The sequence below is a fragment of the Microbacterium sp. genome (genome assembly GCF_036566905.1).
GTDB lineage: Bacteria > Actinomycetota > Actinomycetes > Actinomycetales > Microbacteriaceae > Microbacterium.
The window spans coordinates 1-26,768 of the sequence record NZ_DATCVK010000034.1 but is presented as its reverse complement, the minus strand read 5'-3'; the positions used below and the strand labels follow the sequence as shown (position 1 = coordinate 26,768).

Here is a 26,768-nt window from a genome sequence, read left to right as displayed (position 1 = left end):
GATGTCTTCGCCAGCGGTGGCGGTGACGGGTTCGGCGTGGCCGTCGAGGGTGACGAAGGTGGCGTGCGGGCCGGTGACGGTCGCGTAGGTGCGGGGCGGGATGACGGTGGTCATGATCACAGCTCCTCGGTCAGGTCGCGTGTCTCGGCTGTCAGCCATCCGTCGACGGACTGGTCGGCCGGTTCCGGCCAGTACTCGTCGAGGGCTCCGGTGTCGAGGATGCGGACGGTGGTGTCGTCGCGGTCGGCGGGGGAGACGGCGTCGTCGGTGGCGAAGAGGGCGTACTCCCACGGGGTGGAGGTGGCGAAGCAGTCGACCAGGTAGGAGTACTGGCCGACGTAGGCGAGGAACTCGCCCTTGCGCAGTTGCCGGGCCATCTCCACGTGCGGGGCGGGTAGGTTCAACCGGGCCCGGAGTGCGGCTTGTTCTTGGTGGTTGACGCGGAAGATGAATTTGTTCTCGATGTCGCCGACGATCGAGTACGCCAGGGACCGTTCGAGGGAGTCGGCGTCGCCGACCGCATCGAGGTCGCCCATCTTGTGCAGGATGACGATGTTGCTGATCCCGTAGTGGCGGGACAGTTTCAGCCACTGCTGGAACATCTGCAGTGACGCCAGGCTCGTCATGTCCCGCCAGCCCTCCTCGCGGACCACGTACCGGGTGCGGCGGGCGGCCCGGTCGCTGATGACGGCTTGGATCCAAGCGGTGGAGCACACCTGCGTCAGCTGCGCGGCGAGATCCCCTCGGGCGAACAGTTCGGAGGTGTCGGTGACGACGATGGGGGCGTCCTGGTCGAACTCGACGGTGGAGGCGTCTTCGAACAGGCCGGACAGGTCGCCTTCCACGAACCGGCGCAGCACGAACCGTGGCTGGATCGCCCCCTCCGCCGCCCGGAACGCCGCCTGCGTGTCTCCGGCCAGGTGTCCGAGCTCCTCGTATACGCCGCGGAGGGTGGGGTGGTCGCCGGTGCGGGTGATGCAGCGGTCGAGGGCGTCGAGGATGGCGGCGTGTTCGACGGCGGTGAGCCGGCCGCCGAGGGTCATTTCGATGAGGGCGATGAGGGTGCCGATGCGACGCTGGTGGACCATCTGCTCGTGCTGCTCGTCGGTGGTGTCGGTGCGGCGGGGACCGCGGTCGAGCGGGTTGAGGCGGGTGCCGGTGCCGCCGCCGAGCCGGATCACCCGGCCGCCGGGGATCGCTTCCGCGACCGCCACCCATTCCCCCTTCGGATCTGACGGCACGACGACCTGGTGGCCAAACGCGATGGACCGGGTGACGAGGGTTTTGACTGTCGCGGACTTCCCGCCTCGGTAGGCGCCGAGCACCAGGATGTTGGTGGAGAAGGTGCCGCGTTCGGTGGTGTCGACGTACGCCTCCCACGGCGAGAAGTGCCACAGCGCGTCGGCGTTGAGGTCGACGCCGAGGATGGGGCCGCGGTGCCCGAGACCACTGTCGGCGACGAACGGGTAGATCCCGGCGATGTGCTGCGAGGTCGCCTGATGGGCGGGGATCCACGCCTTCGCCAGATTCCAGTACCCGCCCTGCGTGATCCCCGGCCCGAACGGTCCCGGCACGACCGGCTCCGGCAGTCCCCGGTCCCGCCGGGTCGAGCGGGGCGGCTTCTCCTCCTGCCGGGCCCGTGTGATCTCCCGCTGCAGGTCGCGTTTCTGGCGACGGGTGAGGCCGGCGGGGGTGAAGGTGGCGGCGTGGCGTGTCATCATTTCATCCCCAACCCGACAGGGAGCGCGTTGACCATCAGCGCTTCCGCCTGCTGGCAGTACAGGATCTGCGCTTCCATGCCGGCCCGCGACAACGCGTTGCGCATCCCGGCGATCGCCTGATCCAGCCGTTCCTCGTCGGGGGCGGTGATGGTGAGGTAGGCGCCGTACTGGAACTCGCCGTGCCCGTTCGCGATCTCCTGCTCCTGCTGCTCCAGCGCCCGCCAGTCCGCGGCATCCGCCGCCGACCCGTCCGCACCCCGCTTCGCGCGGAGCTTCTCGTTGCCGCGCCACACTTTCTTCTCATCCCGGATCCGCTTCAACGCCTTACTGACCGGGACGGGGGTGAGGACGATGGAGAAGATGTGGGTGATCGCGTCCCCGGTGTGCGGGTGGCGGGCGAAGACCACCGGGGACAGGAACCCGACGGGGGAGTCGGAGCGCGGCCATTCGTGCACCCACATCGTGGTGTGCACGGCGGAGTCGGTCACCACGATCCCGTTGCGACCCTTCGGTTCGTCCAGGAACATCGGGCCGATCCCGACCGGGTCCACCCCGGCAACCTCGTCGGGCCGGTTCTGCACCGTGGCGGCGAACTCGGGATCGAACGCCAGCCGGCCCAGCGCGGTCACGTCGCGCGGTGACAGCCAACGCCGCACCGTGATCTTCGCGGCGGTGAGCGCGTCGGCGAGGTTCCCGCCCTCGATCTGCGCGAGCGCGATGATCGCGTCCTTGCCACCGCCGAGCACCTTCAACTGCGCACCGAGCGCGACGAGATCCAGCGTGAGGATCAGGTAGTTGCGGTGGGCGACCTCGAACCGTTCCGAACGGTCCATCACCTGTTCGTAGTTGTGGGCGACGGCGGAGTCGGGGTTGAGGGCGCGGAGGCGTCGGACGGTGTCGTAGTGTTCCCGGGCGGCGCGGATCGTGGTGGGCAGGGTGCGTTCCTGCAACGTCACCCGTTTGATGCCGGGCCGCTGCGTGAACGGGCCGAGGACGCGGTCGAACTGCTCGGCGAGGTCGAACCGTTCCGGCAGGTCGTGCATCAGAAACCCCTGCACCTCGAGCTCGGCGATCACCGACACCGACCGGTCGTGCGGGTTGTAGACGGCGGCGACGTGGTTCTCCTCCCACAGTTGGATCGACGCCCGCGTGCCGGGAAGGTTCAGCGTGCCGACCAGGCGGGGACGCTCCGGCCGGAAGGCGTGGGTCGTCGCGCCGGCGGCGTGGCGGGCGTGTTTCATCAGCCACAGTCCCGCCATCCGCGGTGTCGAGACGCCGTGGATGCTGGTCAGCGCGGTGATCCCGAACAGCAGGTATAACGGCGCGCCATACAGCAGCCCGAGCGGCCCGAACCGGTTCACGAACACCAGCAGGATCAGCGCGGCGGTGGTGAGGAAGGCGAGCTGCCACGGGTCCATACCCATCACAACTCCCTGCCGGGACCGGCGCGGCAACCGCACCGGGCGCGCGTACTCAGGGGTGGCGTTCATGACGAACTCCTATCGGTCTTCGGCGGCTGCGGCGCCGCCCCAGGCGACGGCGGGCGCGCCGGCGCCTGCTGCGTCGAGGTCGCGGTGCGCGTCTCGTTCGAGCCGGTCGAGCGGGCCTGCGCCGGCTTCGGCGCGCCTGCGGGCACACCGGTGGAGGCCGGTCGTGTGGCGGGCGGTTTCGCGGATGGTCCTGTGGTCGACGGGTGGTTGCCGGCGGGACGGATGCCGGAGGGCAGGCCGCCGAGGCGGGTGGGGATGCGGGCGGCCCCGCGGGCGGCATTGCTCGCCATCCGGCCGCCGTGCGCGCCGAGTCGGGAACCGACACCGTCGGCGGCGACTGCGCCGGCAAAGCTGAACAGCCCGAAGATCGCGAACGGCGCGAACGCCACCAGCACCAGGCCGACGAGCAGCGGCCAGGACTGCGGGTTCCAGATCGTCTTCACGCTCGCCAGCCCGTTGATGATCAGGGTGACGAACCCGATCGTGAGCGGCCCGGTCAGCAGCAGTACGATCACCGCGGATACGTACCGGACCACCCATTGCGGGCCGATGCTCCGCACCGGAAATAGCATCCACGCCACCGGGCCCACCATGATCAGTGCCGCGAGCACGATGTTGCGGAACGCGAACACCAGCATCAGCAGCAGCATCCCCAGCATGAGGAGCCCATGGATGAGGAACGCGAAGAAGTAGTTCGCCTGCCCGCCCGCCCACATCACCGACTGCAACGTGGAGTAGATGCTCGACGCACCCTCACCGTTCAGGATGTACCACGTCATGTCATCGACCGCGTTCAAGAGATGCCCGGTCAACCACAACGTGATGGCCACCGCCGGCACCGCAATGAACGACCGGACCAGCGCCCCGACAAGCTCCGCCCGGTCGCCGGACACCACGGCAGCGGCGATCGCCCACACCATCGCGCCGAACGTGATGATCAGGATCGCCCACTGCCAGAACGACCACTGCTCCACCGCCGCCGACCACAGCAACGTGCTGGTATCGAACCGCATGTTGTCCGCGACCAGGAACATCATCCCCGTCGCCGACAACGCCATGCCACGGCCCGCGTTCTCAAAAGTGGCGCACACGACATCCCCGAGACTGCAGCCATATTTCACCAGAAGAGGACGGCCGCCGTCTGCCTGGATCGCCTGCACATGACCCTCGTACGTTGTGCATACTGTGGCGCTCTGCCCAGCCATCGAGACAGCCATGAAGCACTGCTGCGCCGTCACCTTCCCGGGATCAGTTGGCGTACAGGTGACCTGTGCGCTCGCGCTCTGGCAATCGACCGGGTAGGCGGGCGCCGACCAGGGCTCGCCGCCGACCGCCGCCATGGGAATACGGATGCCGGCGTCCGTGGTCGCCGCCTGTGCCGCACTGCCCGAGCCGAGCACCAGCGCAATGCCCACGGCGATGCCGAGGCGAAGGGCGTGCCGCAGGTTCATCAGAATCCGAAGTCGAAGTTGACGAACCAGGCGAACAGGCCGGACGCGCCGCCCAGGACGGCGGCGGCGATGAAGATCCACAGGATGTTCTCGCCGGCCCACGTACGGACGCGGTCAGAGGCCAGGCCGCGGAACGCGAGGGCGGCGCCCGCGATGATGAGCATGATCAGCACCACCAGCATCGCGCCGGCGAGGACGTAGGACGCGATGACTTGGAAGCCTTGGAAGAACGGGGCGGAGTAGTCCGGTTGGATGTCGGGGACGTCGACATCGACCGGGACGGTGCGTGGGGACATGGTCATGCTCCTTGCTCAGTGGACTACTTCAGAGGAAGGCCGAGACCGGCCATGAACGGCTCCGGAGCTACCGCAGTTCCGGACTTTCGGACTTCGAAATGCAGGTGACAGCCGAACGACTTGCCGGTGTTGCCCTCGGCGCCCAGCGGTTCACCGGCAGTCACCTGCTGACCGACGGAGACACGCAGCGAGTCCCATTGCATGTGTCCGTAGAGGGTGACGATCTCGGCGCCGTGGTCGATGCGCACCGTGTTCCCGTAGCCCTGATACGACCCGGCGGTGATCACCTCGCCGGGTCCCGCGGCGAAGATCGTGGCGCCGCAGCCTTGGGCCATGTCGTAGCCCTGATGGTTCGTCGAGCAGTAGCCGCAGCCCTGCACCGGGTTGTAGCCGAACCCGCGGCCCTTGGAATAGCCGCCGGCCAGCGGAAGCCCCCACTCGCCAGAGACCTCAGGTGGGGCATCCTCCTGCGTGACGGTGCCGGCTGATGCACTGCCCGCGATCGCGAACGGGACGGCGATCAGGGGCGTCAGCAGAACAGCGACGACTACGGTGAAGCCGATCAACGCGCCTGCCAGGATCTTCCGGCCAGTCCTCGAGTTGAAGGCTGCGGCGGCGATCACCGGGGCTCCCATGTCAGGGCTCCAACGGCTCCGTGAAGAAGCGGACCACCTTGCAATCACCGGCCCGCTGCGCCGTACCCGGGGTCGGCACCGAGCCGGGCCCGCAGAGCACCTGCACGCTCACCCGCACCTGCTCCTCATACGACGTCTCGCCACCGTCTCCGTCAGTGCGGGTGAAGGTCAGCGTCACATCCGACGTCCCGATCGACATGTCACCGGAGTCGTCGTCGGACACCGGCACGTAGGCGAGATCGCCCGTCGCCGTCGCCACAACCCTGCCTTCCTCGCGGGCAAGGGAGTCCCACTCCTCCTGAGGAAGCACCACACCCTGGTGCAGTTCCACTTGGGAGGCTTCCATTGCCACCTGTTGATCACCCTCGGACGTGTAGCGGGTGTCGGGTGTGAACCAGGTATCGAGGTAGTCGAGCCATTCCTCACGCGTACTCTTCGTCGTGCCGAACGTGGAGGCGGCTTCGAGCGCGGCGCGGACATAGATGTCCGCATCCGTCGTGATCGGTTCGAGAGCCCAGCCGTTCTCAGACGCCGTGGGGTCCACGAACTCGACGGCCGGCTCCTCACTTGAGCTCGGCGCGGGCGACATCGAGCCGTCATCGGAAGTCGCGGTCGGGCCGGGCTCTCGCTGTGCCAGGGACGCAGCGACGACGATCGCTACAATTCCCGCGACGAGTACGAGGCCACCCATGATCGCCCACAGCAGTCCGCGTCGTCCGGAACTCTGGCTCATCATCGCTCAGCCCTCCTGATCCTTCAGGACAGCCACCGTGCACGGGCGGAACAGCTTGCGCCACGGTCGCCGTGACCGCATCCTACGCACGCTCGAGGAACCTGGAAAAGGATTCGGAGCTAGGTTGTGGATAACTCGCATCAAGCGAGCTGTTGTGGAGGATCCGGTCGAATCCGCGCGAGAAGGCGGGGATTTTAACCCCAAGATCAGCATGTTGTCTGTCGGTAGTTTGGGGGACAGGCTGGACAGTGCGAATCTTGCTCGCTGTCCAACAACCTCGCCTGTCCGCTCCACGCCCACACGTTATAACAGTGTGGGTGAGATGTAAACAACTAAGTCAGGTGGTTTCCTAGACTCGTGGGGCAACGGTGCGAGAGACTTGCATTCATGCCCCGACTCGCACAACCAGCGGGCTCCGAAGACGCCCAAGACCCGATCGCCCTCCTCGGCAACCTCGTCAAAGCCGCGATCCTCCGCTACCTCCGCGCCCACCCCGACGTCACCGTCGGCCCAATCTGCGATGCCCTCGAACTCGGACCCACCACCATTCAGCCCCGCCTTAACGAACTCGAAGCGGCCGGACTCGTCATCGCGGACCCGCCCATGACAGAGGGCGGATCTCGCAAAGGCGTCTGGGTCAAATACCGCGCGAACAACGAGGCCGTCACCGACCTGTACCTCCGGCTCGGGATCGCGATCGGAGAATTCTGAGTTGCCGCCCGTGTCTGTCCATAGCGATTTGGCAGCGGTGCGCACCAGCAACGTCGCGTTGACTTGGCGGAGGCCGTCCCCCGAGGGGCGGACAGGGGAAGTCAGCAGGAGCAGCGAAGCAGCAGCAGAAGCGGCTGTACGCTCCGCGCGAATGCGTCTCTTTCCGCGCCTGGTTGTCCCAATACGTTCCGCGCCAGTCGCTACTGTCTGCGTATGGTCGATGTGCAGCGTCTCGAGCTTGAGAATAAGCGATACCGGCGTGAGTCGCTGAGCCTGTTCGTTGCGGTCCTCGCACTGTCCGTGAGCGCGGTGGCCACCTGGTTCGCGGTACAGCCCACTATGCAGGAAGCAAGTGTTCGGACGGATGCCACGGTCGCGTATCTCACCGCTCTGTCGAAGGCGGGCGTGAATGATGCGCTCGGCGCGCTGGCGTACGCGGAGTCCGGATCACCGGCGGCTGTGTTCGCCGCGACGGTTGCCCAGTGGAGGCAGGCTCAAAGTGAGGACAGCGCGACAGTCGACGTAGAGGATGGCGACGTCGAGCGTCACGAAGACGATTCGTTCTCGCTCTGCTTGCCGAAGCTCACCGTGCCCCTGTTTCCGGAGCGATGCGTCACGATCGCCAACGTTGACTACTCACAGCAAGAGGAGGTTCTGAATTTCACGATCGACGGCATACCCACCGCATCGCTCGTGAGATCGGTCAGCACCTCCGATCTGGCCGAGGGCGGTGAGGGGCCGATGCGGATCTTCCTGAGCGCCGCAGTCGTCTCACCGGATGGCAATAGCGAGACGCTCGTATACTCGCTGACCCGCAAGCGCGAGGAGGACCGCCAGTACACAGTAACGTTCTCGCCCCTCGCCCTCCAGAACGACCGCGAGGACGATCTCGGAGTTCTCTCGCAGTACTTCCCTCCCGAAGTCGGCTATTGGGAGGCTGCGTCGGCTGTTATCCAGGTCCCCCGTGAGACCGCATTCCTCTGGGTGTGCTGGGGAGGGATCCAGGACGCTCGTGGCGGATGTGACTGGACCTACGGCACAGGAATGGGTTGAGCAGGTCGAACAGCATCACGCGGCGACAGCTCACGCCGTTCACTCAGCGGCTCCCTTCGTGAGATGTGCGCACCCGAAATGGACAACTCGGCCTGAAGCCGAGGTGCTCTCAGGGCGACAACTTAGACGTGAGCCGTGTCACTTTCGGGGTCGCGTGGACATCCCGCGGCGGAACGTACATGTACATTCCGCGGGGGTTGTCTATTTCGCGGATGAAATGTCCACGAGGTGCCTATCCGGACATGTCCCCCGACGGAGGAGAAGCACGTTTGATGAGACCGGTCCCCGAGGTCTCGCTTAATGGTCTTCGTGGTGGCGCATCTCCGTTGGTGTGACGCCGTAGGCGGCTCGGAATGCTCGATTGAAGCCGCTTAGGTCGCCGAAGCCGCAGCTGTGCGCGATACCGGCAACTGTCTCGTTGTCGCGACGGTGGTTGAGGAGTGCAGCACGGGCGGCGGCGAGTCGGATGTCTTGCACGTAGTGCCCGACAGTGCGGTGCTCGTTCTGGAAGAGCTTGTGGAGGTAGCGGGTTGATATGCCTGCAGCAGCGGCGATCTCCTGGGGATCGAGCGCTGGGTCTTGCCAGCGTGACTGGATGTATCGCTTCGCGATGGCAACCGCTTCGCGAGGGGCCCCTGCAGCGACGCCACGGGAGGCGCGCAGCAGGGTGATTGCGAGGTCGCTTGTCTGAGCGAGCACGTCCTCAGATTGACCCGCCGGGATCTCGTGTGCCGTGCGCGTGATGTCTCCCACGAAGCGTCCGACGACGCCCGTAAGCCCCGTCCCCGGGAGCCGCCGTGCGCTGAGGGCTGTCCTCTCCGCTGAGGTGAGGTTGACAGCATCCGCGGGGACGGAGAGCACGGCGATCGACCATGCATCGGGGAATTCCCAGACGAAAGGACGGGTGTTCTCCCAGACGACCAGGTCGCCTGCTGCGAGCCGTGCCGTGCGCCCGTCTTGGTGGAGCGATCCCGCTCCACCCGTGAGGACTCCCATCTGGAAGTACGCCGCGTCCGCGTCGCGGATCTGTCGCGCGGTTCGGATGTGCCGCTGCCGCGTAGATGCGATCTGCGCGGAGAGAACGCGCCCGATCTGGGCGCCTTGGAGACGAGCAGATGGGACGTTCGTTTCGCGCCATCCATCCAGCTGCACGGGTGCGAAGGTGTTGCCCAGTGCTTCGTGCCAGAACTCTTCACGATCGTTTGGGGCGATCGCCTCGGTGTCGAGGGTGATCTCTGTCATGACGTTCCCTCCCCCGCGACGCCGTCCTCCTGCGATGTGTGCGCGGTGATCCGTGCGGTGTGCACTGTCCTCCTGGATCATCCTGCACCTGGGCTGCACGATGTGGGGTTGGGGAACTGATCACGCCCTGAGAGGAGCTGGTGATGGCGTCGAGATTGCACGGTCGGGTCACGGAGATCGAGGCCCTCACCGGGTTCGTGCGCGGAGAGAGCGGCGGGGGCACTGTCCTGTTGCTGAGCGGCGAGCCCGGAATAGGGAAGACCGCGCTTCTCGAGGTGGCGGCGGATGTGGCTGAGGACGCGGAGATCCGGGTGCTGAACTCGACCGCTCTCGAGTATGAGGCCGCGCTGGTCTTCGGCGGGCTGAGCCAGGTCGCCGCCCCCCTGCTGGATCACCTCAGCGAACTCGCGCCGGTTCACCGTGCGGCTCTGTCTGTGATCTGCGGGTTGGAGACGGGACGGGTTCCTGAGCAGCTGATCGCCGGAGCTGCGATCCTGGCGTTGATCACGGTGGGCTCGCAGGCTGCGCCCCTGCTGCTGGTCGTCGATGACGCACAGTGGTTGGACCGTGCCAGCGCCATGGCGCTCGCCTATGCCGGACGCCGTCTGCCTGGCAAGGATGTCCGGCTCTTGGTCGCCGCACGACCGAACCCCGGAGGCGTGTTTGAGCGCGGCGGGTTTCCTGTCCACACCGTGGAACCCCTCGCCGACGACGTCGCTGACGCATTCCTCGCAGATCGCTTCCCGGCGCTCAGCCGCGGCGCCCGGGAGCGAATCCTCGACGTCGCGCAGGGAAACCCGCTTGGTCTGCTGGATCTGCCGATCGGTCTCGAGGACTCCAGTGGGGCGATCCCGGAAGTCTTGCCACTGACCGATCGGCTCAAGAATCTCTACGCGGACCGAATCCGCGACCTCCCCGCACCGACCCGGAACGGTCTGCTGCTCATGGTGCTTGCCGGCGCGGACGGCGACTCCCGGCGAGGCGTCAATCACCCGCTGCCGGTGATCTCCGGCAGCGACCTGCAAGTGGCGGAGCGGGCGGGCATCATCCGCACCAACGGCAGCACAGGCCGCGTGGAGTTTCGACACCCGCTGATGAGGGCAGCGGTGTTCGAGCTCTCCACCAGCGACGAGCGACGCAGCGCACACGCGGCACTCGCTAGCGCCCTCACCGGCGACCTCCAACGTCGCGCATGGCACCTGGGCGAGTCCGTCACCCAGCCTTCCGACGAGATCGCCTCGCTCCTGGAGACCGTGTCCAACGATCTGCTGCGGGCAGGCAACGCCGCGCGCGCCATCAGCACCATGCTGCGCGCGGCCGAGCTCACCCCGGGCACGCCCGAACGAGACAGACGCATCGCGCGCGCCGCCTATCTGGCCTCGTCGGTCACCGGAGATCTCCACAACAGCGCGCGGCTGCTCCTCACCGCACAAGTCGATCCCACCGGGCCGCGGCCGCTAGAAGTCGTGACCGCAGCAGCACACCGCATCCTCAACGGAGAAGGAGACGCCTCGAGCGCCCACCGGCTGCTGATCGCCGCGTTGGACACCAGGCAAGGACCCATCGACTCAACCGACGATCCTGCAGTCGAGGCACTGCAGACCTTGGTTTTCGTGACCTTCTATGCCGGCAAGCCTGACTTCTGGTCCGATACCCGCCGGCAGCTCGAGCGCGTCCAACCCGACCTTCCCGTCACGCTCATCCTCCTCGACCGAGTCTTTGCCGACTCAGCGCGCGCCGACCCCACGGCGCTGACCTTGCTGGATTCGACCATCGACGAGCTCGTGTTCAGCTCTGATCCAGTCCACATCACCCGCATCGCCGCGGCCGCCGCGAATGTCGACCGCATCCATGGCACCCGACAAGCACTGATCCGAGTGATCGAAGACGGTCGCCGCGGCGGCGCGGCTGCTCGGGCGATCGAGGCGCTCTTCCTGCTCGCCAACGACGACTACTTCGCGGGCGAATGGGACGCGCTCGAGGAGCACACCGTCGAGGGCCTCAGCCTCTGCCAGCAACTCGGATACGTCCTCACCGAAGCTCCCGGCCGATACCTCCGTGCGCTCGTCTGGGCAGCCCGAGGCCTTACGACCCGGGCGGAAGGGGCCGCGGAAGAGCTGCTGCTCTGGGCAGCGCCCCGCGGACTGCACACCCTCGCGGTCTACGCCTCCCACGTCCTCTGCGCCAGATCGCTTGCGCTCGGCGACTACGAAGACGCCTACCGACACGCAACCTCGGTCAGCGCTGCCGGCAGATTCGAGGCGTTCCGGCCCACCGCTCTCTGGGTCAGCTTCGACCTCGTCGACGCAGCCGTGCACACAGGTCGCCTGACGGAAGCTGCCGCGCACGCCGAGGCCGCAGGACAGCTCCACATCCGAGAACTCTCGCCGAGACTCGACATGCTCACGACGGCCGCGCGCGCCCTGGTCGACACCGACCGCTGGGCCGAAGGATTCCAGGCCGCACTCGAGACTCCCGGTTCGGAACGGTTCGTCTTCGACCGCGCCCGCATCCATCTCGCCTATGGCGAGCGGCTCCGCCGGGAACGCGCATCCAGTGACGCGAGGGTACAGCTCGCTACCGCGTCCAGCATCTTCGACCGGCTGGGTGCTCGCCCCTGGCTGGAACGCACCCACCGCGAGCTGCGCGCAGCCGGCGGATCTTCCACCGCCCGCAACACCCCCCTCACCCCGCAAGAGGCAGCGATCGCCGAGCTCGCCGCCGGCGGCCTGACGAACAAGGACATCGCCGCACAGCTCTACCTCTCCCCTCGGACGGTCTCGACACACCTCTCCCGCGTATTCGCCAAACTCGATGTCGGCACCCGCGGGGCACTACGCGACGCCCTCTACCGCGTCACTGCAGATCTGCGCGAGTGACCTACGTCATCTGACGGATTCTCACACCGCGGGGGCTGCCTAGCGTGACTTTCGTGTTCAACACACACCCACGAAAGGAACCATCATGAGTGCCACAGTTGTCCTCGTCCACGGAGGTTTCGTCGACGGATCCGGATGGCGAGGAGTGTACGACGAGCTCCGCGCCGACGGCGCCGACGTCCGCGTCGTGCAGAACCCCACCAAGTCCCTCGCCGACGACGCCGCAACCACCCGCGACATCCTCGACAAGGTCGACGCACCCGTCGTCCTCGTCGGCCACTCCTACGGCGGCGCGGTGATCACCGAAGCAGGCACCCACGACAAGGTCGCCGCGCTCGTCTACATCACCGCATTCGCACCCGACCAGGGCGAGTCCGTCAACGGACTCATCGGCGGCTTCCCCCAGGACGGCCCCCAGCCGCCCATCCTCCCCCCGGTCAACGGATACCTGTTCCTCGACCGCGCCAAGTACCACGAGTCGTTCGCGGCCGATGTCTCCGACGAGGAAGCCGCCTTCCAGGCCGACTCACAAGTTCCCTGGGGCCTTGAAGCGCTCGGCGGCATCATCACCGAAGCCGCGTGGCGGTCGAAGCCCAGCTGGTACCTGCATGTCACCGAGGACCGCATGATCCCGCCCGTCGCCCAGATGTCGATGGCAACCCGCATCGGCGCGACAGTGGTCGAGACCCCAGGCAGCCACGCAATCTACGTCTCGCAGCCCAAGACCGTCGCCGACATCATCCGCACCGCCGCAGCGGCCGCCACGGCAACCGAACAGGCGGCATAACGCCGACCCGTCGACGAGGACCACACTCCGTCTGCTCGGGGTGCGGTCCTCGGCACTGCGTACGTGTAGCACCGCGCGGACTATCCGCGCCACCAACGAGTCCGTCCCCGCGAGTTATGGACATCTTTCGCCGGAATCGAAAGCCCGCACGGCGGACACTTTGCCCGACAAGGCTCCCTCAAGAAGGACATCCCGCGGCGGAACGTGAAAGTGGCGCTAGATAGATGCCAGGGGGTGTTGCCGGGCCACGGCATCCGTCCTCCTCTGCATGGCGCGTCGTCTCAGCGGCCGAGCCAGCCCCCGTCGACGGTGAGGACGGTCCCGTGGACGTAACCTGCGTCGGGAGAGACCAGGAACGCGACGGCGCCGGCCATGTCGTCGGGCGTGCCCCAGCGCTGGGCGGGGATGCGCGCGGTGATCTGCGTCGCGCGGATCGGATCGGCCAGCAGCGCCTCGTTCATGTCGGTGCCGACGTAGCCCGGGGCGATGGCGTTGACGTTGACTCCCAGGGGTGCCCACTCGTTCGCGAACGCTTTCGTGAGCTGGGCGACGCCGCCCTTGCTCGCGGCGTAGCCAGGGACCGTCAGTCCGCCCTGGAAGCTCAGCATCGATGCGACGAATACCACCTTGCCCGATCCGCGCTCGACCATGCCTCGTCCGAGTTCGCGCGTCAAGATGAACGGCGCCGTGAGGTTGACGGCCAGCACCTCGTCCCACAGTTCGTCGCCGTGGCTGACGGCGGCTGCACGCCGGTTGATCCCCGCCGCATGCACGAGGATGCCGGGTGCGAGCGGCCGGATGCCGTCGAGCGCCTCGTACACCGAGTCGCGGGACTCCAACGCCACCGCGACCGGAGTGAACCGCCGCCCGGTGGCGGTTACCTCGGCCTCGGTCCCGCTCAGCGACTCGGCGGACCGTGCGAGGCCGATGACGTCGCAGCCGTCCTGCGCGAGGCGTCGTGCGATCGCCGCGCCGATCCCGCGACTAGCGCCGGTGACCACCGCCGTCTGCCCGCACAGGCGGAGCGCGGCCTCAGGCATCGGGCTGGTTCTGCCCAGAGCGCCGCGACCCGAGCAGCTGCGAGATGCGCGCCGCGGTGGAGCGGATCTGCGTGCCGAGGACCGAGTCGTCGGGGTCGATGCGATCAGCCGGCCCACCGATGCTGACGGCGGCCACGACCGCCTCGGTGTGGTTGAAGATCGGCGCCGCATAGCCGCGGATCCCCGGCCGGTTCTCCTCGTCGTCGATCGCGTAGCCGCGCTCGCGCGTCTTCTGCAGATCCGATTCCAGCTCGGCCCGGTCGTGGATGGTGCGTCCCGTGCGCGCCGTGAACGACTCTGGGATGTGGGCATCCAGATCGGCACTGCCGGTGAAGGCGAGGATCGCCTTGCCGATCGCGGTGGCGTAGGCGGGAACGGAGGCCCCCACCCGGCTGAATATGCGCACCGGGTGGGGTGAGTCCACGAGCTCGATGTACACCACATCGCGGCCGGTGACGACCCCGAGGTGCGCCGTCTCACCGGTCGCCGCCACGAGCTCCCGCATCTGGGGCAGGGCCACCTTGCGCAGATCGAGCCGGTGGAGGTACTCCGAGCCGATCTGCGCGTTGGCGACGCCCAGCGTGTACACGCCGAGCTCCTCGTCGAAGGCGAGGAAGCTGCGCGAGACGAGGGTGCGCAGGATGCGCTGCGTCGTCGGCTTCGAGTAGCCGAGGATCGAGCTGCAGGCGGCGAGCGTCAGCCCCGGGGGCGGACTCTCCGCGACCTGGAGCAGCACCGTCAGAGCGCGGTCCAGGCTCTGGGTTCCTGCGATCGGCTCCGCGCGGTCGATCGCCGCCGGGTCGTCGTCTCTCTTCGCCTGCGTGCTCACAGTGCATCATCCCTGTTGTTCATCGGTGCGACCACCATAGTTGGAGGCTCGTCAGAGGTCCGTGACGGCGATCTGGTCCATGTCGGCGAAGTCCTGGTTCTCGCCGGCCATCACCCACACGAACGCGTAGTTCGTGGTGCCGGTGCCAAAGTGCAGCGACCAGCTCGGCGAGACGACCGCCTCCAGGTTCTTCATCGTTATCGTGCGCACGCTGCCGGGCGTGCCCATGTAGTGCGCGATCCGGTGGTCGGCGGGCAGATCGAAGTACAGGTAGGCCTCGGTGCGGCGGTCGTGCAGATGCGGCGGCATGCTGTTCCAGACACTGCCCGGCTCGAGCGCTGTGATGCCGAGAACGAGCTGCGCGGTCTGCACGCCGTCCGCGTGGAGGTGCTTGTGGATGATGCGCCGGTTCGCCGTCTCGAGGGCTCCGGCCGCGGTCGCCGAGGCATCGGCGAGGCGCACGAGCCGTGTCGGGAAGGAGGTGTGCGCCAGAGCCGACGCGAGGAACAGGGCTCCGCCATCCTCCGATCCGGCGAAGCCGATGGCACCCGCACCGCGCCCGATGTAGAGCACGTCGCCGCGGACCAGCCGGTAGCTCGTGCCGTCCACGGTGACGTCGGCAGAGCCGCCGACCGACACGACGGCGAGCTCGCGTCGCTGGCAGAACGTTGCCGACCGCAGCTCTGTTGGCACCGGCAGCTCGACGCTCTCGCCGGCGCGCAGTGCGACGCCGCCGAGGATCATCCGGTCGTGGTGGGTGTAGGTGAGAGTGACCTGCCCGTCGACGAATAGGCCGTCCTCGAGGAAGCGGGAGCGGATGGCGTCGTCGTCGAGGCCGGCGAGATCATCGGGGTGGGTGGCGTGCTGAATCTTCACGGTGATCCTTCTGCGGCTAGTTGATGACGTTGACGGGGGCGCCGCTCGCGAAGGCGAGGATGTTCTCGCCCGCGATGCGGAAGACGTCGTCGGCTTCGTCGGTGTGGAACCCGACGTGCGCCGACAGCACGACGTTCGACTCGACTGACGGCAGTTGGTCCGGCTGAGGCGGCTCTTCGACGAACACGTCGATGCCTGCTCCGAACAGCGAGTTCGAAGCAATCAGGTCGGCCAGCGCGTCGTTGTCGACGAGTTCGGCTCGGGCCGTGTTGACGAAGATCGCATTCTGGCGCATCGACGAGAGCAGTTCGCGCGAGATGATCCGGTCGGTCTCGGGCGTGTGGGTCAGGTGCAGGGAGACGACATCGGACACGGCGAACAATTCGCCGAGCTCCACGCGCCTGGCCCCGAGACGCTCGTCGCGTGCGGGATCGACCGAGCGCGACCAGTAGACGACGTCCATGCCGATGCCTCGTGCCATCGCGACCAGCCGGGCTCCGATCGCGCCGGCGCCGACCACCCCGAGTGTGCGCCCGGCGAGCTTGAGGCCCTGGTTCTTCTGCCAGCGTCCGTCGCGGATGAGTTCATCGCCCTCGACGATGCGCCGCGCGGCGGCGAAGATCAGTGCGAGCGCGTGCTCTGCGACGCTTTGGCTTGCGAAGTCCGGGACGTTCGTGACGGTGACGTGATTGCGCTCCGCCTCGTCCATCGCCACGAAGCGGCGGGCGCCGGTGCCGACGAAGCTCACGAGCGACAACTGCGGATTGGCGTCCAGGAGTCCCGCGGGCACCGGACCCTGGTCTCCGACGACGTACAGGGCGTCGTAGCCCGCGGCACGGGCGATCGTCGCGTCGCGGTCCGCGAACGACTCTTCGAACCAATCGAACTCGTGGCCGGCGGCGGCTAGCGGCGCGCCGACGTCTCGCATCACGATGTCTCGGTACTGAGCGTCGCCGTCGATGCAGACGATTCGCATGGGGGTCCCTTCCTGTGGTGACGGTGGATGCGGCGCCGGAGGTGGGAGTGCACCGCCGGCGCCGCGATGCTGCTTACTGGCCGACCCAGCGGTTGAAAGCGTCGAGCACCGCGTCGAGGTTCTCGGCGTAGTAGTCGGTGTCCTGCCGGATGGCGTTGTCGATGTTCGAGCCGACCGGGAGGAACGGCTGCACGGCCTCGGGGAAGTCCGAGGGCTCGACGCCGATGACCGACGCCGGGATGGGCGTGGGGATCTTGGAGGCGAAGGCGATCTGGCCGTCCTTGTTCTCGATCACGTTCGCCAGCAGCGCCTGGGCGGCGGCGACGTTGGGTGCGTCGGCCGGGATGGACCAGACGCTGTTGGAGTAGCCGCCCTCGTCCCACGTGATCTCCATGGGGAACCCGTTGTCGGCCTTGGCCGAGTTCGCGCGGTTCGCCCACAGGATGCCGATGTCGCACGAGCCGTTCTCGAAGGACTCGATCGACTGCGCGCCGCTGGTCCACCAGGTGATGTCGCCCTTGATCTCATCGAGCTTCGCGAGCGCGCGGTCGACGTCGAGCGGGTAGAGGTCGTCGGGGGCGACCCCGTCGGCGAGCAGGGCGGCCTCGAGGGTCCAGCCGTACTGCGGGTTGTTGAAGAAGCAGCGCTTGCCGGGGAACGCATCCAGATCCCACAGGTCGCTCATCGAGGTGGGCGCGGTGTCGTATGCCTCCGCGTCCCAGGCGAGCACCATCCCGAAGGTGCCGACCTCGATGCCATAGTCGGAGTAGGTGCCGTCGACGAGCTTGTCGACGGGGACCACCGACGTGTCGATCTTCGCGAGGAAGCCCTGCTCGGCGGCCGTGGCCGCATCGTTGACGGTCGGCAGGAACAGCAGGCTCCACGGCACCTGGCCGGCTTCGGCGGCACCGAAGAACTTCGTGGCCGCCTCGTTGTAGTCGTCGGTGACGGTGACGCCAGTGTCGGCCGTGAAGTCGGCGAACAGCGTCGCGTCGAGCTGCTCCCACACGGTCCCGCCGCTGGTGTCGTAGAAGAGGATGTCGCCGCTGATGTCCTGGGCGTCGCCCGTGGACTCGGGGGTGGAGCCGGTGGAGCACGCCGTCACGGCGAGGGCGGTGACGAGCAGTCCCGCTCCTGCGAGGAGCGAGCGCGAACGAGTGTGTGTCATTTCGATCCTGCTTTCTTGGTGGTTTCCTGGGTCGTCCGAGGTCGGGTCATGCCTTGGAGGTCTGCTCGAGCGGGATGAGCGCGACCTCTCCTGCGCGCACGCACAGCGTGACGAGATCCCCCGCGACGGGAACGACGCCGTACGGGTCGAGGTCGGCGGTGAGGGCGACGCCGTCGAGGTCGAAGCGCACGTTCTGGCGCTGGCCGAGGAATCGCGACGACGTCACTCGGGCGCTTCCCAGCCGGTCGTAGCCGGCGGGTACCGCCTCGCCGCAGACCGTGATCTGCTCGGGCCGGATCACGCAGGTCGCATCGGGGCCCGCCACGTGGGCGCTGGTCCTCGCGGTGATCCGCGATCCGTTCCACGCGACCGTCGTCGTGTCGCCGCCTCGATCGACGACCGTGACGTCGATGAGGTTCGCCTGCCCGAGGAACTTCGCGACGAACAGGTCCGCCGGTGCGCGATAGATGTCTTCGGGGCGGCCGAGCTGGCAGATCTGGCCGTCCCGCATCACGCCCATGCGGTCCGAGAGGATGAACGCCTCGTCCTGGTCGTGGGTGACGTAGATGGCCGTGGTGTTCGATTCGCGCTGGATGCGCCGCACCTCGGCGCCGAGGTCCTGGCGCAGGGCGCGGTCGAGGGCGCCGAGCGGTTCGTCCAGCAGGAGCACACGCGGTCCCTGGGCGAGCGCCCGGGCGAGCGCGACGCGCTGCTGCTGGCCGCCACTGAGCTGGCCGGGATGCCGGTCGCCGAGGCCGCCGAGGGCGACGAGCTCGATCATCTCGTCGACGCGGCGCTTGCGCGCGGCCCCTTCGATGCGCCGCACCTTGAGTCCGAACTCGATGTTCTGCGCGACCGTCAGGTGGGGGAACAGCGCGTAGTTCTGGAAGACGAAGCCGATGTCGCGCCGCTGGGTCGGCACATGGGTGACGTCCTCGCCGTCGATGTCGACGCGGCCCCGGGTGGGGTCCAGGAGCCCGGCGATGATGCGCAGGAGCGTCGTCTTGCCGGAGCCGCTCGGGCCCAGGAGGGTGAAGAACTCGCCCGCGTGCACGCGCAGGTCGGTGTCGTCGAGGGCGGGCTTGCCGTTGTAGTCGAGTCCGACGGCGATCGCCGTCACCTCGCCGCGCGACGCGGAGGGTGTGGTGGTGTCGCTCATGAGTTCTCCTGGGTGGTGGGGGAGGCATTCCTGCGCCGGACGGCCGTGGCGATGCCGCGGACGGCGAGGATGACGATGACGGCGGTCACGAGCAGCGAAGCCACCGCGGGCACGGTCGGCACGATGCCGCTCTCGAGATACTTGTAGATCGTCACGGGAAGGGTCTTCGTCGGTCCGGTCTGGAGGAACAGCGCGAGGACGACCTCGTCCCACGAGGTGACGAACGAGATGACGAAGGCTCCGACGATGCTCGGCACGATGCCGCGGACGACGATCGTCCAGAACGCCCTGCTGCGCGAGGCGCCGAGCGTCCAGGCGGCTGCTTCGAGTCCGCGATCGCTGCCGCTCATCGCCGCGACGATGATGGCGAACGCGAGAGGCGCGGCGATCACGGTGTGCGCGAGGATCAGCCCGCCCATCGTGCCGGTCATGCCGAGCCGCAACTGCACGTCGTACTCGCCGATCGCCAGCAGGATCGCCGGGGTGATGAGCGGCGCGAAGGCGAGACCCGAGATGAGCGCCTTGCCCGCGGTGGAGGTCATCGAGAGCATCGCACGGGCGAGGACGAGTGCGATGGCGACCGACAGGATGCCGGTGCCGACGCCCACGACGAGGCTCTGGCCGATCGGTCCGAGCCAGGTGGCCGACGTGAACACCTGGGCGTACCACTGCAGCGTGAAGCCGCGCGGCGGGAACACGACAGTTCCGGTCTCGCCGATGGAGAGGGGGAAGACGAAGAGCACGGGCAGCACGAGGATCGTGATGGTGACGGCGGCGACCACGGCCGAGATCGCCATCGGAACCGACCACCGGAAGGGCTGGTCGCCGCTCACGCCCTTCACCTGGACGGGGCCGACGCCGGTCTTGAACTCACCGGTGAGCCGCACCACGCCGACGTAGCAGACGAGCGTGGCGATCAGGAGCAGGATGCCCATCGCGCTGGCGATCGCCCACTGGAAGATGTCGATCTGCTGCTGGATGTAGACGGAGATCGTCTGGTCGGCGGGGCCGCCGAGGATGGCGGGCACCAGGAAGAAGCCGAGCCCGAGGATAAAGATGAGCAGGGTCCCGCTCATCAGCGAGGAGCGGACCATCGGCAGGTACACCGTGAAGAAGGTGCGCGAGGGGGAGGCGCCGAGGGTGCGGGCGGCGAGGAGCAAGTTGCCGTCGACCGCGACCATGCCCGCGTACAGCACCAGCACCATGTAGGGCAGCAGGTACATCACGGTGCCCACCAGGGTTCCCGCGGGTGTGTACAGGAGCGTGAACTCGCCGAGGCCCAGCATCAGAGACAGCTGGTTGAGCGGCCCGTTCGGACTCAGGATCGACGTGACGGCGAACAGCCGCACCACGATGGAGATCCAGAACGGCACCAGGATCAGCAGCAGCAGCAGGGTGGCGGTGCGGCGCTGGAGCCGGGAGATGAAGTAGGCGGTGGGAAACGCCAGGAGCACCGTGATGATGGTGGAATTGACCGCGAGGACGAGCGTTCGCCACTCGACCCGCAGCAGGAAGTCGTCCTGGAACAGCTGGGCGTAGGCCGCGAGCGAGAAGGTCGGGGAGGTCAGGTCGAAGCGGCCGTCCTCGCTCAGGCTGCGCAGCACGACGGTGAGGATCGGCCACACGAAGAAAATGATGTAGAAGATGATCACGGGCGCGAGCAGCGCGATCTTCACCGCGACCGCGCCGGTGCGGGAACGCCGCACGGAGCCCGTGTTCACGGCGATGGGGGTCGTCACCTGCTGTGCAGCCATCTCATGCCTCTCGGATTTTGGAACAACGTACCAATACAGTGTTGCGCGCAGATGTCGAGGCCGTCACGCGCCCGCGTCGTAGATCGCGTACACCTTGCGGACGGTCTCCGTGACGGTCCACTCGCCGCTCCACCCCGCCTGCAGCGACACCGTCACGCCCGGTGCGATGACCGTCGTCGCCCCGTCGTCGTGGGTGATCTGCCCGGCTCCGGCGACGAAGTGCATGACCTCGCCGACCTTCGGCTTGGACGAGAGGAATCGACCCGGGGTGACCTCCCACACGCCGATCTCGAGCCCCGGGAGATCTACGAGCACGCGCTCGCCGCAGAGCGGCTCTCCGGACAGGACCCGGGAGGGTGCGGGGGAGGGGCCGAGCTCGACATCGACGGAGGTGAAGGCCTCGGCGAGAGAGGGGAGGGCGTTCATGGGATCTGCCTTTCGAGTGCGGCGGCGAGGCTTGAGCGGTTCACGATCGACGGTGCGTCGCCGCCGGCGAGCACCGACGCGCAGCGCTCGGCGAGGAGGCCGCGCAGCCGCGGTTCGGACTGGTCGGAGTACCACGCGATGTGGTTGGTGACGATGGCGCCGGGTGCGGCGAGGAGCGGATCGGCCGGGTCGGCGGGCTCCGTCTCGAGTACGTCCACCGCGGCGCCCGCGAGTCGACCGTCCCGGAGGGCCGCGGCGAGAGCGGCGGTGTCGACGAGCGGGCCTCGCGAGACGTTCACCAGGTGCGCGCTCGGCTTCATCCGGGCGAGAGCGGCGGCGTCGATGACATGGCGGGTCTCCGCGGTGAGCGGGAGGTGGAGCGTCACGACGTCCGCCTCGGCGAGCACCGACTCGAGGGGCGCGAGTACGACGCCGTCGACGGCATCGACGAACGGGTCGTAGGCGACGACGCGACCGAAGAACGGACGCAGCAGCCGGATGGTCTCGCGGCCGATGCGTCCGAGCCCGACGACTCCCAGCGTGGCACCCGACAGCGCCGGCATCGGGGTGAGCTCGCGCCAGCGCATCCATCCGCCGTCGCGGACGAGTCGGTCCGCCTGGGGCACTCGTCGCACCGACGCCAGGGCGAGGGCCGCCGCGTGGGTCGCGACCTCCTCCTCGCAATAGTCGGGGACGTTCACGACACGGATGCCGCGACTCGAGGCCGCGTCGAGGTCGATGGTGTCGACTCCCACCCCGTAGCGCCCGATCACACGCCAGCGGGGGTGCGCGTCCATCTCGTCCGCGCCGATCGTGGCGAACTGGACGAGGACGCCGTCGGCGTCTCGGGGGCCGGCTGCGCCGTCGCGGGCGTCGAGGATGTCGACGCCCTGCGCGGCTGCGGCGCGGCGTTCCACCTCGACATCGCCGTAGGCGGTGTCGAGGACGGCCAGAACAGGGTTCATCGGGTGACTGCTTTCATAAGGGCACGGGACTGCTGGATGATCTCTGCCGGCACGGTCGTGGCGGCCAGCGCCCCGCCCATGCCGACGAGGACGGCACCGGCGGCGAGGTAGTCGGGCGCGGCGTCGATGCTGATCCCGCCCGAGACGAAGAACCGGGCCGTCGCGAAGGGAGTCGCGAGATCGCGGAGGTAGGCCGGCCCGAATCGGGCCGCGGGGAAGAGCTTGAGCAGCCGCGCGCCGCGCTCCAGGGCGAGGTCGACCTCGGTGGGAGTGAAGACGCCCGGAAGGTGCAGCAGGTCGCGAGAGCCCGCCCACGCGCTGACGGCGGCGGCGGCGCTCGGCGACACGAGGAAGTCGGCGCCCGCGGAGACCGCGGCATCGGCCTGCTGCGTCGTGCGCACGGTGCCGGCGCCGAGCAGGAGGGTGGGATGCCGCCGCCGCAGGCGCGCGATCGTCGACACCGCGTCGGCGGCGACCATGCTCACCTCGATGACGCGAAGTCCGCCGTCGACGTACGCGTCGAGCGCCTCGTCGGCGATGTCGACGGAGCGCAGGAGCACGAGCGCCCGCGCGTCGAGGAGCCGCTCCTCGGCCAGAGCCGCCCTCATCGCACCATCACCCCCGCCGGGTCGGCGAGCACCGCTTCGAGTTCGGCGGCGTCGAAGGTCGCGCTGTCGCCCTCGATCGTGCAGGCCATCGCCGCGAGCGCCACGCCCGCCTCGAGGGCCGCGGGAACCGACCGGCCGCCGGTGAGACCCCAGAGCAGCCCCGCGGTGAAAGCGTCGCCCGCCCCGAACCGGTCGACGACCGAGGTCGGCACGGCGGGGACCTGCCAGTGGCCGGTGTCCGACACCGCGGCGGCGCCGCGGTCGCCGTCGGTGATCACGACGAGGGAGGAGTGCGGCGCCAGCGTCTCACGTACGAGGCGTGCCTGTTCGAGGGCCGGACCCTCGGCATGGAACAGCGCGGCGGCGTCCCGGGAGGCGCAGATGACGACATCCGCACTCCGCAGCAGGGGTGCGAGCGTCCGGCTCGCGGCATCCGTCCCCCACAGCAGGGCGCGGTGGTTGACGTCGATGACGACGCCGACCCCGCGCGCCACCGCGTCGGCGATCAGGGCGCGCAGCCGCGCGAGCGGAGCGTCGCCGAGGGCGGCGGTGATGCCGCTGACGACGAGTACGCCGACGCCGGCCAGGGCGTCGGGTGACGGGTCCGACGACGCGAAGGCGGTGTCGCGCCGGTCGTAGACCACGCGGTGACCGCGAGGGGCGGCGGTCTTCTCGACGAAGTAGAGGCCGATGCGGGAGCGGGGGACGCGGGCGACATGCTCGCTGGAGGCGCCGGCGGCCCGGATCGCACGGATCACCTGGTCGCCGAGGGGCGAGTCGGGCACCGCGGCGATCACCCGGACCTCGCGGCCCAGGGATGCCAGTGCCACGCCGACGTTCAGCTCGGCGCCGCCGACCGCGACGTCGAACGCCGCCGTCTGCGCGAGGCGCGTTGCGGCGGATCCGGTGAGCCTCAGCAGCGGTTCGCCGTAGGTCGCGACGGCTCCTTCGAGTGTGAGCATCATTGCCCTCCGATTATTGGAACACCATTCCACAATCGCGTGTCCACGGTCAATCCCGCCTCCGCATCGGCCGGGCCGGGCTACGGGGCGTCGTCGATCATCAGGAACGTCGCCTGGGCGCTCGAGATGTTGTGGCCGCGGTGCGCGCGGCCCGGCGACACGATGAACCCGTTGCCGGCCGGGATCGAGAACGTCTCGCCGTCCTGGTACTCGTAGCTCATCGAGCCGTCGAGCACGAAGCCGCGGTGTCCCTTCTCGCACCAGACGTCGTCGCGCACGGCGCCGGGCTCGTACGTGACCCGGTTCCACGTCGACCCGTCGGCCGCCGCGACGGTCTTCAGGCGGATGCCCGCCAGCTGCTCGTCCCACTCGATCGCGTCGAGTCCGATGACCTGAACGTCGTTGCTCATGTGTCTCTCCTGTTCCTCCGCCTCCTGCCCGTTCGGCGATCGGGCGGGCGTGCGGATTCCGTTGGATCAGGAACCTACACGACCAATCTCGATATTGGAACAGCGTTCCAAGACCTGATACCGTCGTTGCGAGCAAGGGAGGCGACATGCCCGCAACCACGAAAAGACCGCAGGCCGCGGCGCTCGACGACGTCGCGAAGGCGATCATCGAGCAGCTGCAGATCGACGGCCGGCGCACCTACGCCGACATCGGCAAGGCCGTCGGCCTGAGCGAGGCGGCGACGCGTCAGCGCGTCCAGCGACTCATCGAGAGCGGCGTGACGCAGGTGGTCGGGGTGACCGATCCGATGCAGCTCGGCTTCGCACGTCAGGCGATGATCGGCGTGAAGGTCTCGGGTGACACCCGCGTCGTCGCCGATGCGCTGAGCGGTCTTCCCGGGGTGTCGTACGTCGTGCTCACCGCGGGGTCCTACGACCTTCTCGTCGAGGTCGTCTGCGAGAGCGACGACGATCTCATCGTCCTGCTCAACGATCGCATCCGCCCGCTCGACGGCGTCGTGTCCACCGAGACCTTCGTCTACCTGAAACTCCACAAGCAGCACTACAACTGGGGGACCCGATGAACGTCCGACACACCGAAGCCGAGCTGCGCGAGATGGCGAAAGACCATCTCTGGATGCACTTCGCCCGCCAGTCCGTGATGACCGAGGGCCCAGGCGTGCCCATCATCGTGAAGGGCGAGGGGCACCACATCTGGGACGCCGCCGGACAGCGCTACATAGACGGGCTATCGGGCCTGTTCGTCGTCAATGCCGGGCACGGCCGAAAGCGTCTGGCCCAGGCCGCGGCGCGACAGGCGGAGGAGCTCGCCTTCTTCCCGATCTGGTCGTACGCGCACCCGGCCGCGATCGAGCTCGCCGACCGCATCGCCGACCTCGCGCCGGGCGACCTCAACCACGTCTTCTTCTCGACCGGCGGCGGCGAGGCCGTCGAGACGGCGTTCAAGCTCGCCAAGCACTTCTGGAAGCTGCAGGGCAAGCCCACCAAACACAAGGTCATCTCGCGGTTCATCGCGTACCACGGCACGCCGCAGGGAGCGCTCGCTATCACCGGGCTCCCGGGCATGAAGTCGATGTTCGAGCCCGTGACCCCGGGCGGGTTCCGGGTGCCGAACACCAACTACTACCGGGCCGCGGAGATGGGGTTCCCGGGCGGGTCGCCGGAGGAGTTCGGACTCTGGGCGGCGAACCGGATCGAGGAGATGATCCTCTTCGAGGGCGCCGACACGATCGCCGCGGTCTTCCTCGAGCCGGTTCAGAACTCGGGCGGCTGCTTCCCGCCGCCGCCGGGCTACTTCCAGCGCGTCCGCGAGATCTGCGACGAGTACGACGTGCTGCTCGTCTCCGACGAGGTCATCTGCGCCTTCGGCCGCCTCGGGACGTACTTCGGCGCCCAGGCCTACGACTACCAGCCCGACATGATCACATTCGCGAAGGCCGTCACCAGTGGCTACTCGCCCCTGGGCGGGACGATCGTGAGCGACCGGGTCTACGAGCCGTTCGCGCACGGCTCGACCTCCTTCCCCCACGGGTACACGTTCGGCGGTCACCCCGTGTCGGCGGCCGTCGCCCTGGAGAACCTCGACATCTTCGAGGAGGAGGGTCTGCTGCAGCACGTCCGCGAGAACTCCCCGATCTTCCGCGCGACCCTCGAGAAGCTCCTCGACCTCCCGATCGTCGGCGACGTCCGCGGCGACGGCTACTTCTTCGGCATCGAGCTGGTGAAGGACAAGGCGACGAAAGCGACGTTCGACGACGACGAGGCCGAGCGCCTGCTGCGTGGGTTCCTGTCGACCGCCCTGTTCGACGCGGGCCTGTACTGCCGTGCCGACGACCGCGGCGACCCCGTCATCCAGCTCGCGCCGCCGCTCACGATCGGCCCGGCCGAGTTCGACGAGATCGAGCAGATCCTGCGCCGCGTCCTCACCGAGGCGTGGAGCCGGCTCTAGCCGACCCCGCCCAATCCCTCCCACACCCACACGAACGAAAGGTGCGTCGGATGCGCGTCAGCATTCCCGCGGAGATCAAGAACAACGAGAACCGCGTGGCCATGGCGCCCGCGGGGGTCGACCAGCTCGTGCGGAGCGGGCACGAGGTGTTCGTCCAGTCGGGCGCCGGCGCCGGGAGCGGCTTCAGCGACGAGCAGTACCGGCTGTCAGGCGCCTACGTGCTCGAATCCGCCGCCGAGGTCTGGGATCGCGCCGAGCTGCTCGTGAAGGTGAAGGAGCCGATCGCGGCCGAGTACGCGTACCTGCGGCACGACCTGACGCTGTTCACCTACCTGCATCTGGCCGCCGACCGCCCGCTCACCGAGGCGCTCGTCGAGGCGGGTACGACGGCCGTCGCGTACGAGACGGTGCAGACCCCCGATCGCGCGCTGCCGCTTCTGGCCCCAATGAGCGAGGTCGCCGGGCGCCTGTCCATCGTCGTCGGTGCCGCAGCGCTGCTGACCGCGGCCGGCGGACGCGGGGCTCTGCTGGGAGGAATCCCGGGAACCCCGAAGGCGAAGGTCGTTGTCATCGGGGGTGGTGTGGCGGG

General features: G+C 68.2%; 25 protein-coding genes and 1 pseudogene. 7 read left to right on the top strand and 19 right to left on the bottom strand.

The genetic code is table 11. The features are described 5' to 3' along the window. Positions 1-116 precede the first annotated feature (116 nt). The 6 genes from VIP82_RS03710 to VIP82_RS03685 are packed head-to-tail and all read right to left on the bottom strand — an operon-like array spanning position 117 to position 6,326. Positions 117-1,718, bottom strand: coding sequence for a putative type IV secretion/conjugal transfer ATPase (locus VIP82_RS03710; protein WP_331905941.1), 1,602 nt, complete (start codon positions 1,716-1,718; stop codon positions 117-119). After that, the gene (locus VIP82_RS03705) at positions 1,718-3,211 is read right to left on the bottom strand and encodes an SCO6880 family protein (RefSeq protein WP_331905940.1); all 1,494 of its coding nucleotides are present in this window, start codon (positions 3,209-3,211) and stop codon (positions 1,718-1,720) included. Before VIP82_RS03705 ends, VIP82_RS03710 begins: the two co-directional genes overlap by 1 nt. Continuing rightward, on the bottom strand, positions 3,208-4,662 hold the full coding sequence (locus tag VIP82_RS03700) for a hypothetical protein (RefSeq protein ID WP_331905939.1): 1,455 nt from the start codon (positions 4,660-4,662) through the stop codon (positions 3,208-3,210). The genes VIP82_RS03705 and VIP82_RS03700 overlap by 4 nt, the downstream gene beginning before the upstream one ends. After that, positions 4,662-4,958, bottom strand: a complete 297-nt coding sequence (locus VIP82_RS03695) for a hypothetical protein (RefSeq protein ID WP_331905938.1) — start codon at positions 4,956-4,958, stop codon at positions 4,662-4,664. The genes VIP82_RS03700 and VIP82_RS03695 overlap by 1 nt, the downstream gene beginning before the upstream one ends. Positions 4,959-4,981: 23 nt before the next feature. Continuing rightward, positions 4,982-5,581: a M23 family metallopeptidase gene (locus VIP82_RS03690; protein ID WP_331905937.1), complete on the bottom strand. Its 600-nt coding sequence runs from the start codon at positions 5,579-5,581 to the stop codon at positions 4,982-4,984. Between the two features lie 13 nt (positions 5,582-5,594). Continuing rightward, entirely contained in the window at positions 5,595-6,326 is a 732-nt protein-coding gene (locus VIP82_RS03685; RefSeq protein ID WP_331905936.1) for a hypothetical protein, read from the bottom strand. A gap of 387 nt (positions 6,327-6,713) precedes the next feature. Between VIP82_RS03685 and VIP82_RS03680 the strand changes: the two genes are divergently transcribed. Both VIP82_RS03680 and VIP82_RS03675 read left to right on the top strand, forming a co-directional pair. Further along, on the top strand, positions 6,714-7,037 hold the full coding sequence (locus VIP82_RS03680) for an ArsR/SmtB family transcription factor (protein WP_331905935.1): 324 nt from the start codon (positions 6,714-6,716) through the stop codon (positions 7,035-7,037). 213 nt (positions 7,038-7,250) lie between these two features. Next, on the top strand, positions 7,251-8,090 hold the full coding sequence (locus VIP82_RS03675; RefSeq protein WP_331905934.1) for a hypothetical protein: 840 nt from the start codon (positions 7,251-7,253) through the stop codon (positions 8,088-8,090). 297 nt (positions 8,091-8,387) lie between these two features. On the opposite strand, the gene VIP82_RS03670 is transcribed toward VIP82_RS03675, so the two are convergent. Beyond that, on the bottom strand, positions 8,388-9,332 hold the full coding sequence (locus tag VIP82_RS03670; protein ID WP_331905933.1) for a helix-turn-helix domain-containing protein: 945 nt from the start codon (positions 9,330-9,332) through the stop codon (positions 8,388-8,390). A gap of 143 nt (positions 9,333-9,475) precedes the next feature. Here VIP82_RS03670 and VIP82_RS03665 point away from each other — a divergent pair, with 143 nt between their 5' ends. Continuing rightward, positions 9,476-12,211, top strand: a complete 2,736-nt coding sequence (locus tag VIP82_RS03665; RefSeq protein WP_331905932.1) for an AAA family ATPase — start codon at positions 9,476-9,478, stop codon at positions 12,209-12,211. 85 nt (positions 12,212-12,296) lie between these two features. Then, positions 12,297-12,998: an alpha/beta fold hydrolase gene (locus VIP82_RS03660; RefSeq protein ID WP_331905931.1), complete on the top strand. Its 702-nt coding sequence runs from the start codon at positions 12,297-12,299 to the stop codon at positions 12,996-12,998. A 281-nt stretch (positions 12,999-13,279) separates the two neighbouring features. Here the strand turns inward: VIP82_RS03660 and VIP82_RS03655 are convergent, their stop codons facing one another. The 12 genes from VIP82_RS03655 to VIP82_RS03600 all read right to left on the bottom strand — a co-directional run bounded on the left by VIP82_RS03655 (position 13,280) and on the right by VIP82_RS03600 (position 24,171). Beyond that, positions 13,280-14,038 carry an SDR family NAD(P)-dependent oxidoreductase gene (locus VIP82_RS03655; protein ID WP_331905930.1) on the bottom strand — a complete coding sequence of 253 codons (759 nt, stop codon included), beginning with the start codon at positions 14,036-14,038 and terminating at the stop codon, positions 13,280-13,282. Then, positions 14,031-14,867 (bottom strand): IclR family transcriptional regulator, encoded by an 837-nt coding sequence (locus VIP82_RS03650; protein ID WP_331905929.1) that lies wholly within the window; start codon positions 14,865-14,867, stop codon positions 14,031-14,033. The genes VIP82_RS03655 and VIP82_RS03650 overlap by 8 nt, the downstream gene beginning before the upstream one ends. Positions 14,868-14,918: 51 nt before the next feature. Next, positions 14,919-15,743 carry a 5-dehydro-4-deoxy-D-glucuronate isomerase gene (kduI, locus tag VIP82_RS03645; RefSeq protein WP_331905928.1) on the bottom strand — a complete coding sequence of 275 codons (825 nt, stop codon included), beginning with the start codon at positions 15,741-15,743 and terminating at the stop codon, positions 14,919-14,921. Positions 15,744-15,759: 16 nt separating this feature from the next. Next, positions 15,760-16,719: a 2-hydroxyacid dehydrogenase gene (locus VIP82_RS03640; RefSeq protein WP_331905927.1), complete on the bottom strand. Its 960-nt coding sequence runs from the start codon at positions 16,717-16,719 to the stop codon at positions 15,760-15,762. A 73-nt stretch (positions 16,720-16,792) separates the two neighbouring features. Next, on the bottom strand, positions 16,793-17,887 hold the full coding sequence (locus tag VIP82_RS03635; protein ID WP_331905926.1) for an extracellular solute-binding protein: 1,095 nt from the start codon (positions 17,885-17,887) through the stop codon (positions 16,793-16,795). A 46-nt stretch (positions 17,888-17,933) separates the two neighbouring features. Then, the gene (locus VIP82_RS03630; RefSeq protein ID WP_331905925.1) at positions 17,934-19,046 is read right to left on the bottom strand and encodes an ABC transporter ATP-binding protein; all 1,113 of its coding nucleotides are present in this window, start codon (positions 19,044-19,046) and stop codon (positions 17,934-17,936) included. Beyond that, the gene (locus VIP82_RS03625; RefSeq protein ID WP_331905924.1) at positions 19,043-20,800 is read right to left on the bottom strand and encodes an ABC transporter permease subunit; all 1,758 of its coding nucleotides are present in this window, start codon (positions 20,798-20,800) and stop codon (positions 19,043-19,045) included. The genes VIP82_RS03630 and VIP82_RS03625 overlap by 4 nt, the downstream gene beginning before the upstream one ends. Positions 20,801-20,863: 63 nt before the next feature. Next, positions 20,864-21,226 carry a cupin domain-containing protein gene (locus VIP82_RS03620; protein ID WP_331905923.1) on the bottom strand — a complete coding sequence of 121 codons (363 nt, stop codon included), beginning with the start codon at positions 21,224-21,226 and terminating at the stop codon, positions 20,864-20,866. Continuing rightward, positions 21,223-22,191 (bottom strand): C-terminal binding protein, encoded by a 969-nt coding sequence (locus tag VIP82_RS03615; protein WP_331905922.1) that lies wholly within the window; start codon positions 22,189-22,191, stop codon positions 21,223-21,225. Before VIP82_RS03615 ends, VIP82_RS03620 begins: the two co-directional genes overlap by 4 nt. Continuing rightward, positions 22,188-22,799 carry a bifunctional 4-hydroxy-2-oxoglutarate aldolase/2-dehydro-3-deoxy-phosphogluconate aldolase gene (locus VIP82_RS03610; RefSeq protein WP_331905921.1) on the bottom strand — a complete coding sequence of 204 codons (612 nt, stop codon included), beginning with the start codon at positions 22,797-22,799 and terminating at the stop codon, positions 22,188-22,190. The genes VIP82_RS03615 and VIP82_RS03610 overlap by 4 nt, the downstream gene beginning before the upstream one ends. Next, positions 22,796-23,761 (bottom strand): sugar kinase, encoded by a 966-nt coding sequence (locus tag VIP82_RS03605; protein WP_331905920.1) that lies wholly within the window; start codon positions 23,759-23,761, stop codon positions 22,796-22,798. Before VIP82_RS03605 ends, VIP82_RS03610 begins: the two co-directional genes overlap by 4 nt. An 80-nt stretch (positions 23,762-23,841) precedes the next feature. Further along, positions 23,842-24,171 carry a cupin domain-containing protein gene (locus tag VIP82_RS03600; RefSeq protein WP_331905919.1) on the bottom strand — a complete coding sequence of 110 codons (330 nt, stop codon included), beginning with the start codon at positions 24,169-24,171 and terminating at the stop codon, positions 23,842-23,844. A gap of 146 nt (positions 24,172-24,317) precedes the next feature. Between VIP82_RS03600 and VIP82_RS03595 the strand changes: the two genes are divergently transcribed. From VIP82_RS03595 to VIP82_RS03585, 3 genes and pseudogenes are all read left to right on the top strand, one after another. Beyond that, entirely contained in the window at positions 24,318-24,794 is a 477-nt protein-coding gene (locus VIP82_RS03595) for an Lrp/AsnC family transcriptional regulator (RefSeq protein ID WP_331905918.1), read from the top strand. After that, entirely contained in the window at positions 24,791-26,179 is a 1,389-nt protein-coding gene (locus VIP82_RS03590; protein ID WP_331905917.1) for an aspartate aminotransferase family protein, read from the top strand. The genes VIP82_RS03595 and VIP82_RS03590 overlap by 4 nt, the downstream gene beginning before the upstream one ends. Before the next feature lie 50 nt (positions 26,180-26,229). Next, positions 26,230-26,768: pseudogene (locus VIP82_RS03585) on the top strand (alanine dehydrogenase); the annotation flags it as partial.

Excerpts from the sequence above, each read along its gene's own strand:
- VIP82_RS03710 (WP_331905941.1), bottom strand. The coding sequence starts at position 1,718 with ATGACACGCCACGCCGCCACCTTCACCCCCGCCGGCCTCACCCGTCGC.
- VIP82_RS03705 (WP_331905940.1), bottom strand. The coding sequence starts at position 3,211 with ATGAACGCCACCCCTGAGTACGCGCGCCCGGTGCGGTTGCCGCGCCGG.
- VIP82_RS03700 (WP_331905939.1), bottom strand. The coding sequence starts at position 4,662 with ATGAACCTGCGGCACGCCCTTCGCCTCGGCATCGCCGTGGGCATTGCG.
- VIP82_RS03695 (WP_331905938.1), bottom strand. The coding sequence starts at position 4,958 with ATGTCCCCACGCACCGTCCCGGTCGATGTCGACGTCCCCGACATCCAA.
- VIP82_RS03685 (WP_331905936.1), bottom strand. The coding sequence starts at position 6,326 with ATGAGCCAGAGTTCCGGACGACGCGGACTGCTGTGGGCGATCATGGGT.
- VIP82_RS03680 (WP_331905935.1), top strand. The coding sequence starts at position 6,714 with ATGCCCCGACTCGCACAACCAGCGGGCTCCGAAGACGCCCAAGACCCG.
- VIP82_RS03675 (WP_331905934.1), top strand. The coding sequence starts at position 7,251 with ATGGTCGATGTGCAGCGTCTCGAGCTTGAGAATAAGCGATACCGGCGT.
- VIP82_RS03670 (WP_331905933.1), bottom strand. The coding sequence starts at position 9,332 with ATGACAGAGATCACCCTCGACACCGAGGCGATCGCCCCAAACGATCGT.
- VIP82_RS03665 (WP_331905932.1), top strand. The coding sequence starts at position 9,476 with ATGGCGTCGAGATTGCACGGTCGGGTCACGGAGATCGAGGCCCTCACC.
- VIP82_RS03660 (WP_331905931.1), top strand. The coding sequence starts at position 12,297 with ATGAGTGCCACAGTTGTCCTCGTCCACGGAGGTTTCGTCGACGGATCC.
- VIP82_RS03655 (WP_331905930.1), bottom strand. The coding sequence starts at position 14,038 with ATGCCTGAGGCCGCGCTCCGCCTGTGCGGGCAGACGGCGGTGGTCACC.
- VIP82_RS03640 (WP_331905927.1), bottom strand. The coding sequence starts at position 16,719 with ATGCGAATCGTCTGCATCGACGGCGACGCTCAGTACCGAGACATCGTG.
- VIP82_RS03635 (WP_331905926.1), bottom strand. The coding sequence starts at position 17,887 with ATGACACACACTCGTTCGCGCTCGCTCCTCGCAGGAGCGGGACTGCTC.
- VIP82_RS03630 (WP_331905925.1), bottom strand. The coding sequence starts at position 19,046 with ATGAGCGACACCACCACACCCTCCGCGTCGCGCGGCGAGGTGACGGCG.
- VIP82_RS03625 (WP_331905924.1), bottom strand. The coding sequence starts at position 20,800 with ATGGCTGCACAGCAGGTGACGACCCCCATCGCCGTGAACACGGGCTCC.
- VIP82_RS03620 (WP_331905923.1), bottom strand. The coding sequence starts at position 21,226 with ATGAACGCCCTCCCCTCTCTCGCCGAGGCCTTCACCTCCGTCGATGTC.
- VIP82_RS03615 (WP_331905922.1), bottom strand. The coding sequence starts at position 22,191 with ATGAACCCTGTTCTGGCCGTCCTCGACACCGCCTACGGCGATGTCGAG.
- VIP82_RS03610 (WP_331905921.1), bottom strand. The coding sequence starts at position 22,799 with ATGAGGGCGGCTCTGGCCGAGGAGCGGCTCCTCGACGCGCGGGCGCTC.
- VIP82_RS03605 (WP_331905920.1), bottom strand. The coding sequence starts at position 23,761 with ATGCTCACACTCGAAGGAGCCGTCGCGACCTACGGCGAACCGCTGCTG.
- VIP82_RS03600 (WP_331905919.1), bottom strand. The coding sequence starts at position 24,171 with ATGAGCAACGACGTTCAGGTCATCGGACTCGACGCGATCGAGTGGGAC.
- VIP82_RS03595 (WP_331905918.1), top strand. The coding sequence starts at position 24,318 with ATGCCCGCAACCACGAAAAGACCGCAGGCCGCGGCGCTCGACGACGTC.
- VIP82_RS03590 (WP_331905917.1), top strand. The coding sequence starts at position 24,791 with ATGAACGTCCGACACACCGAAGCCGAGCTGCGCGAGATGGCGAAAGAC.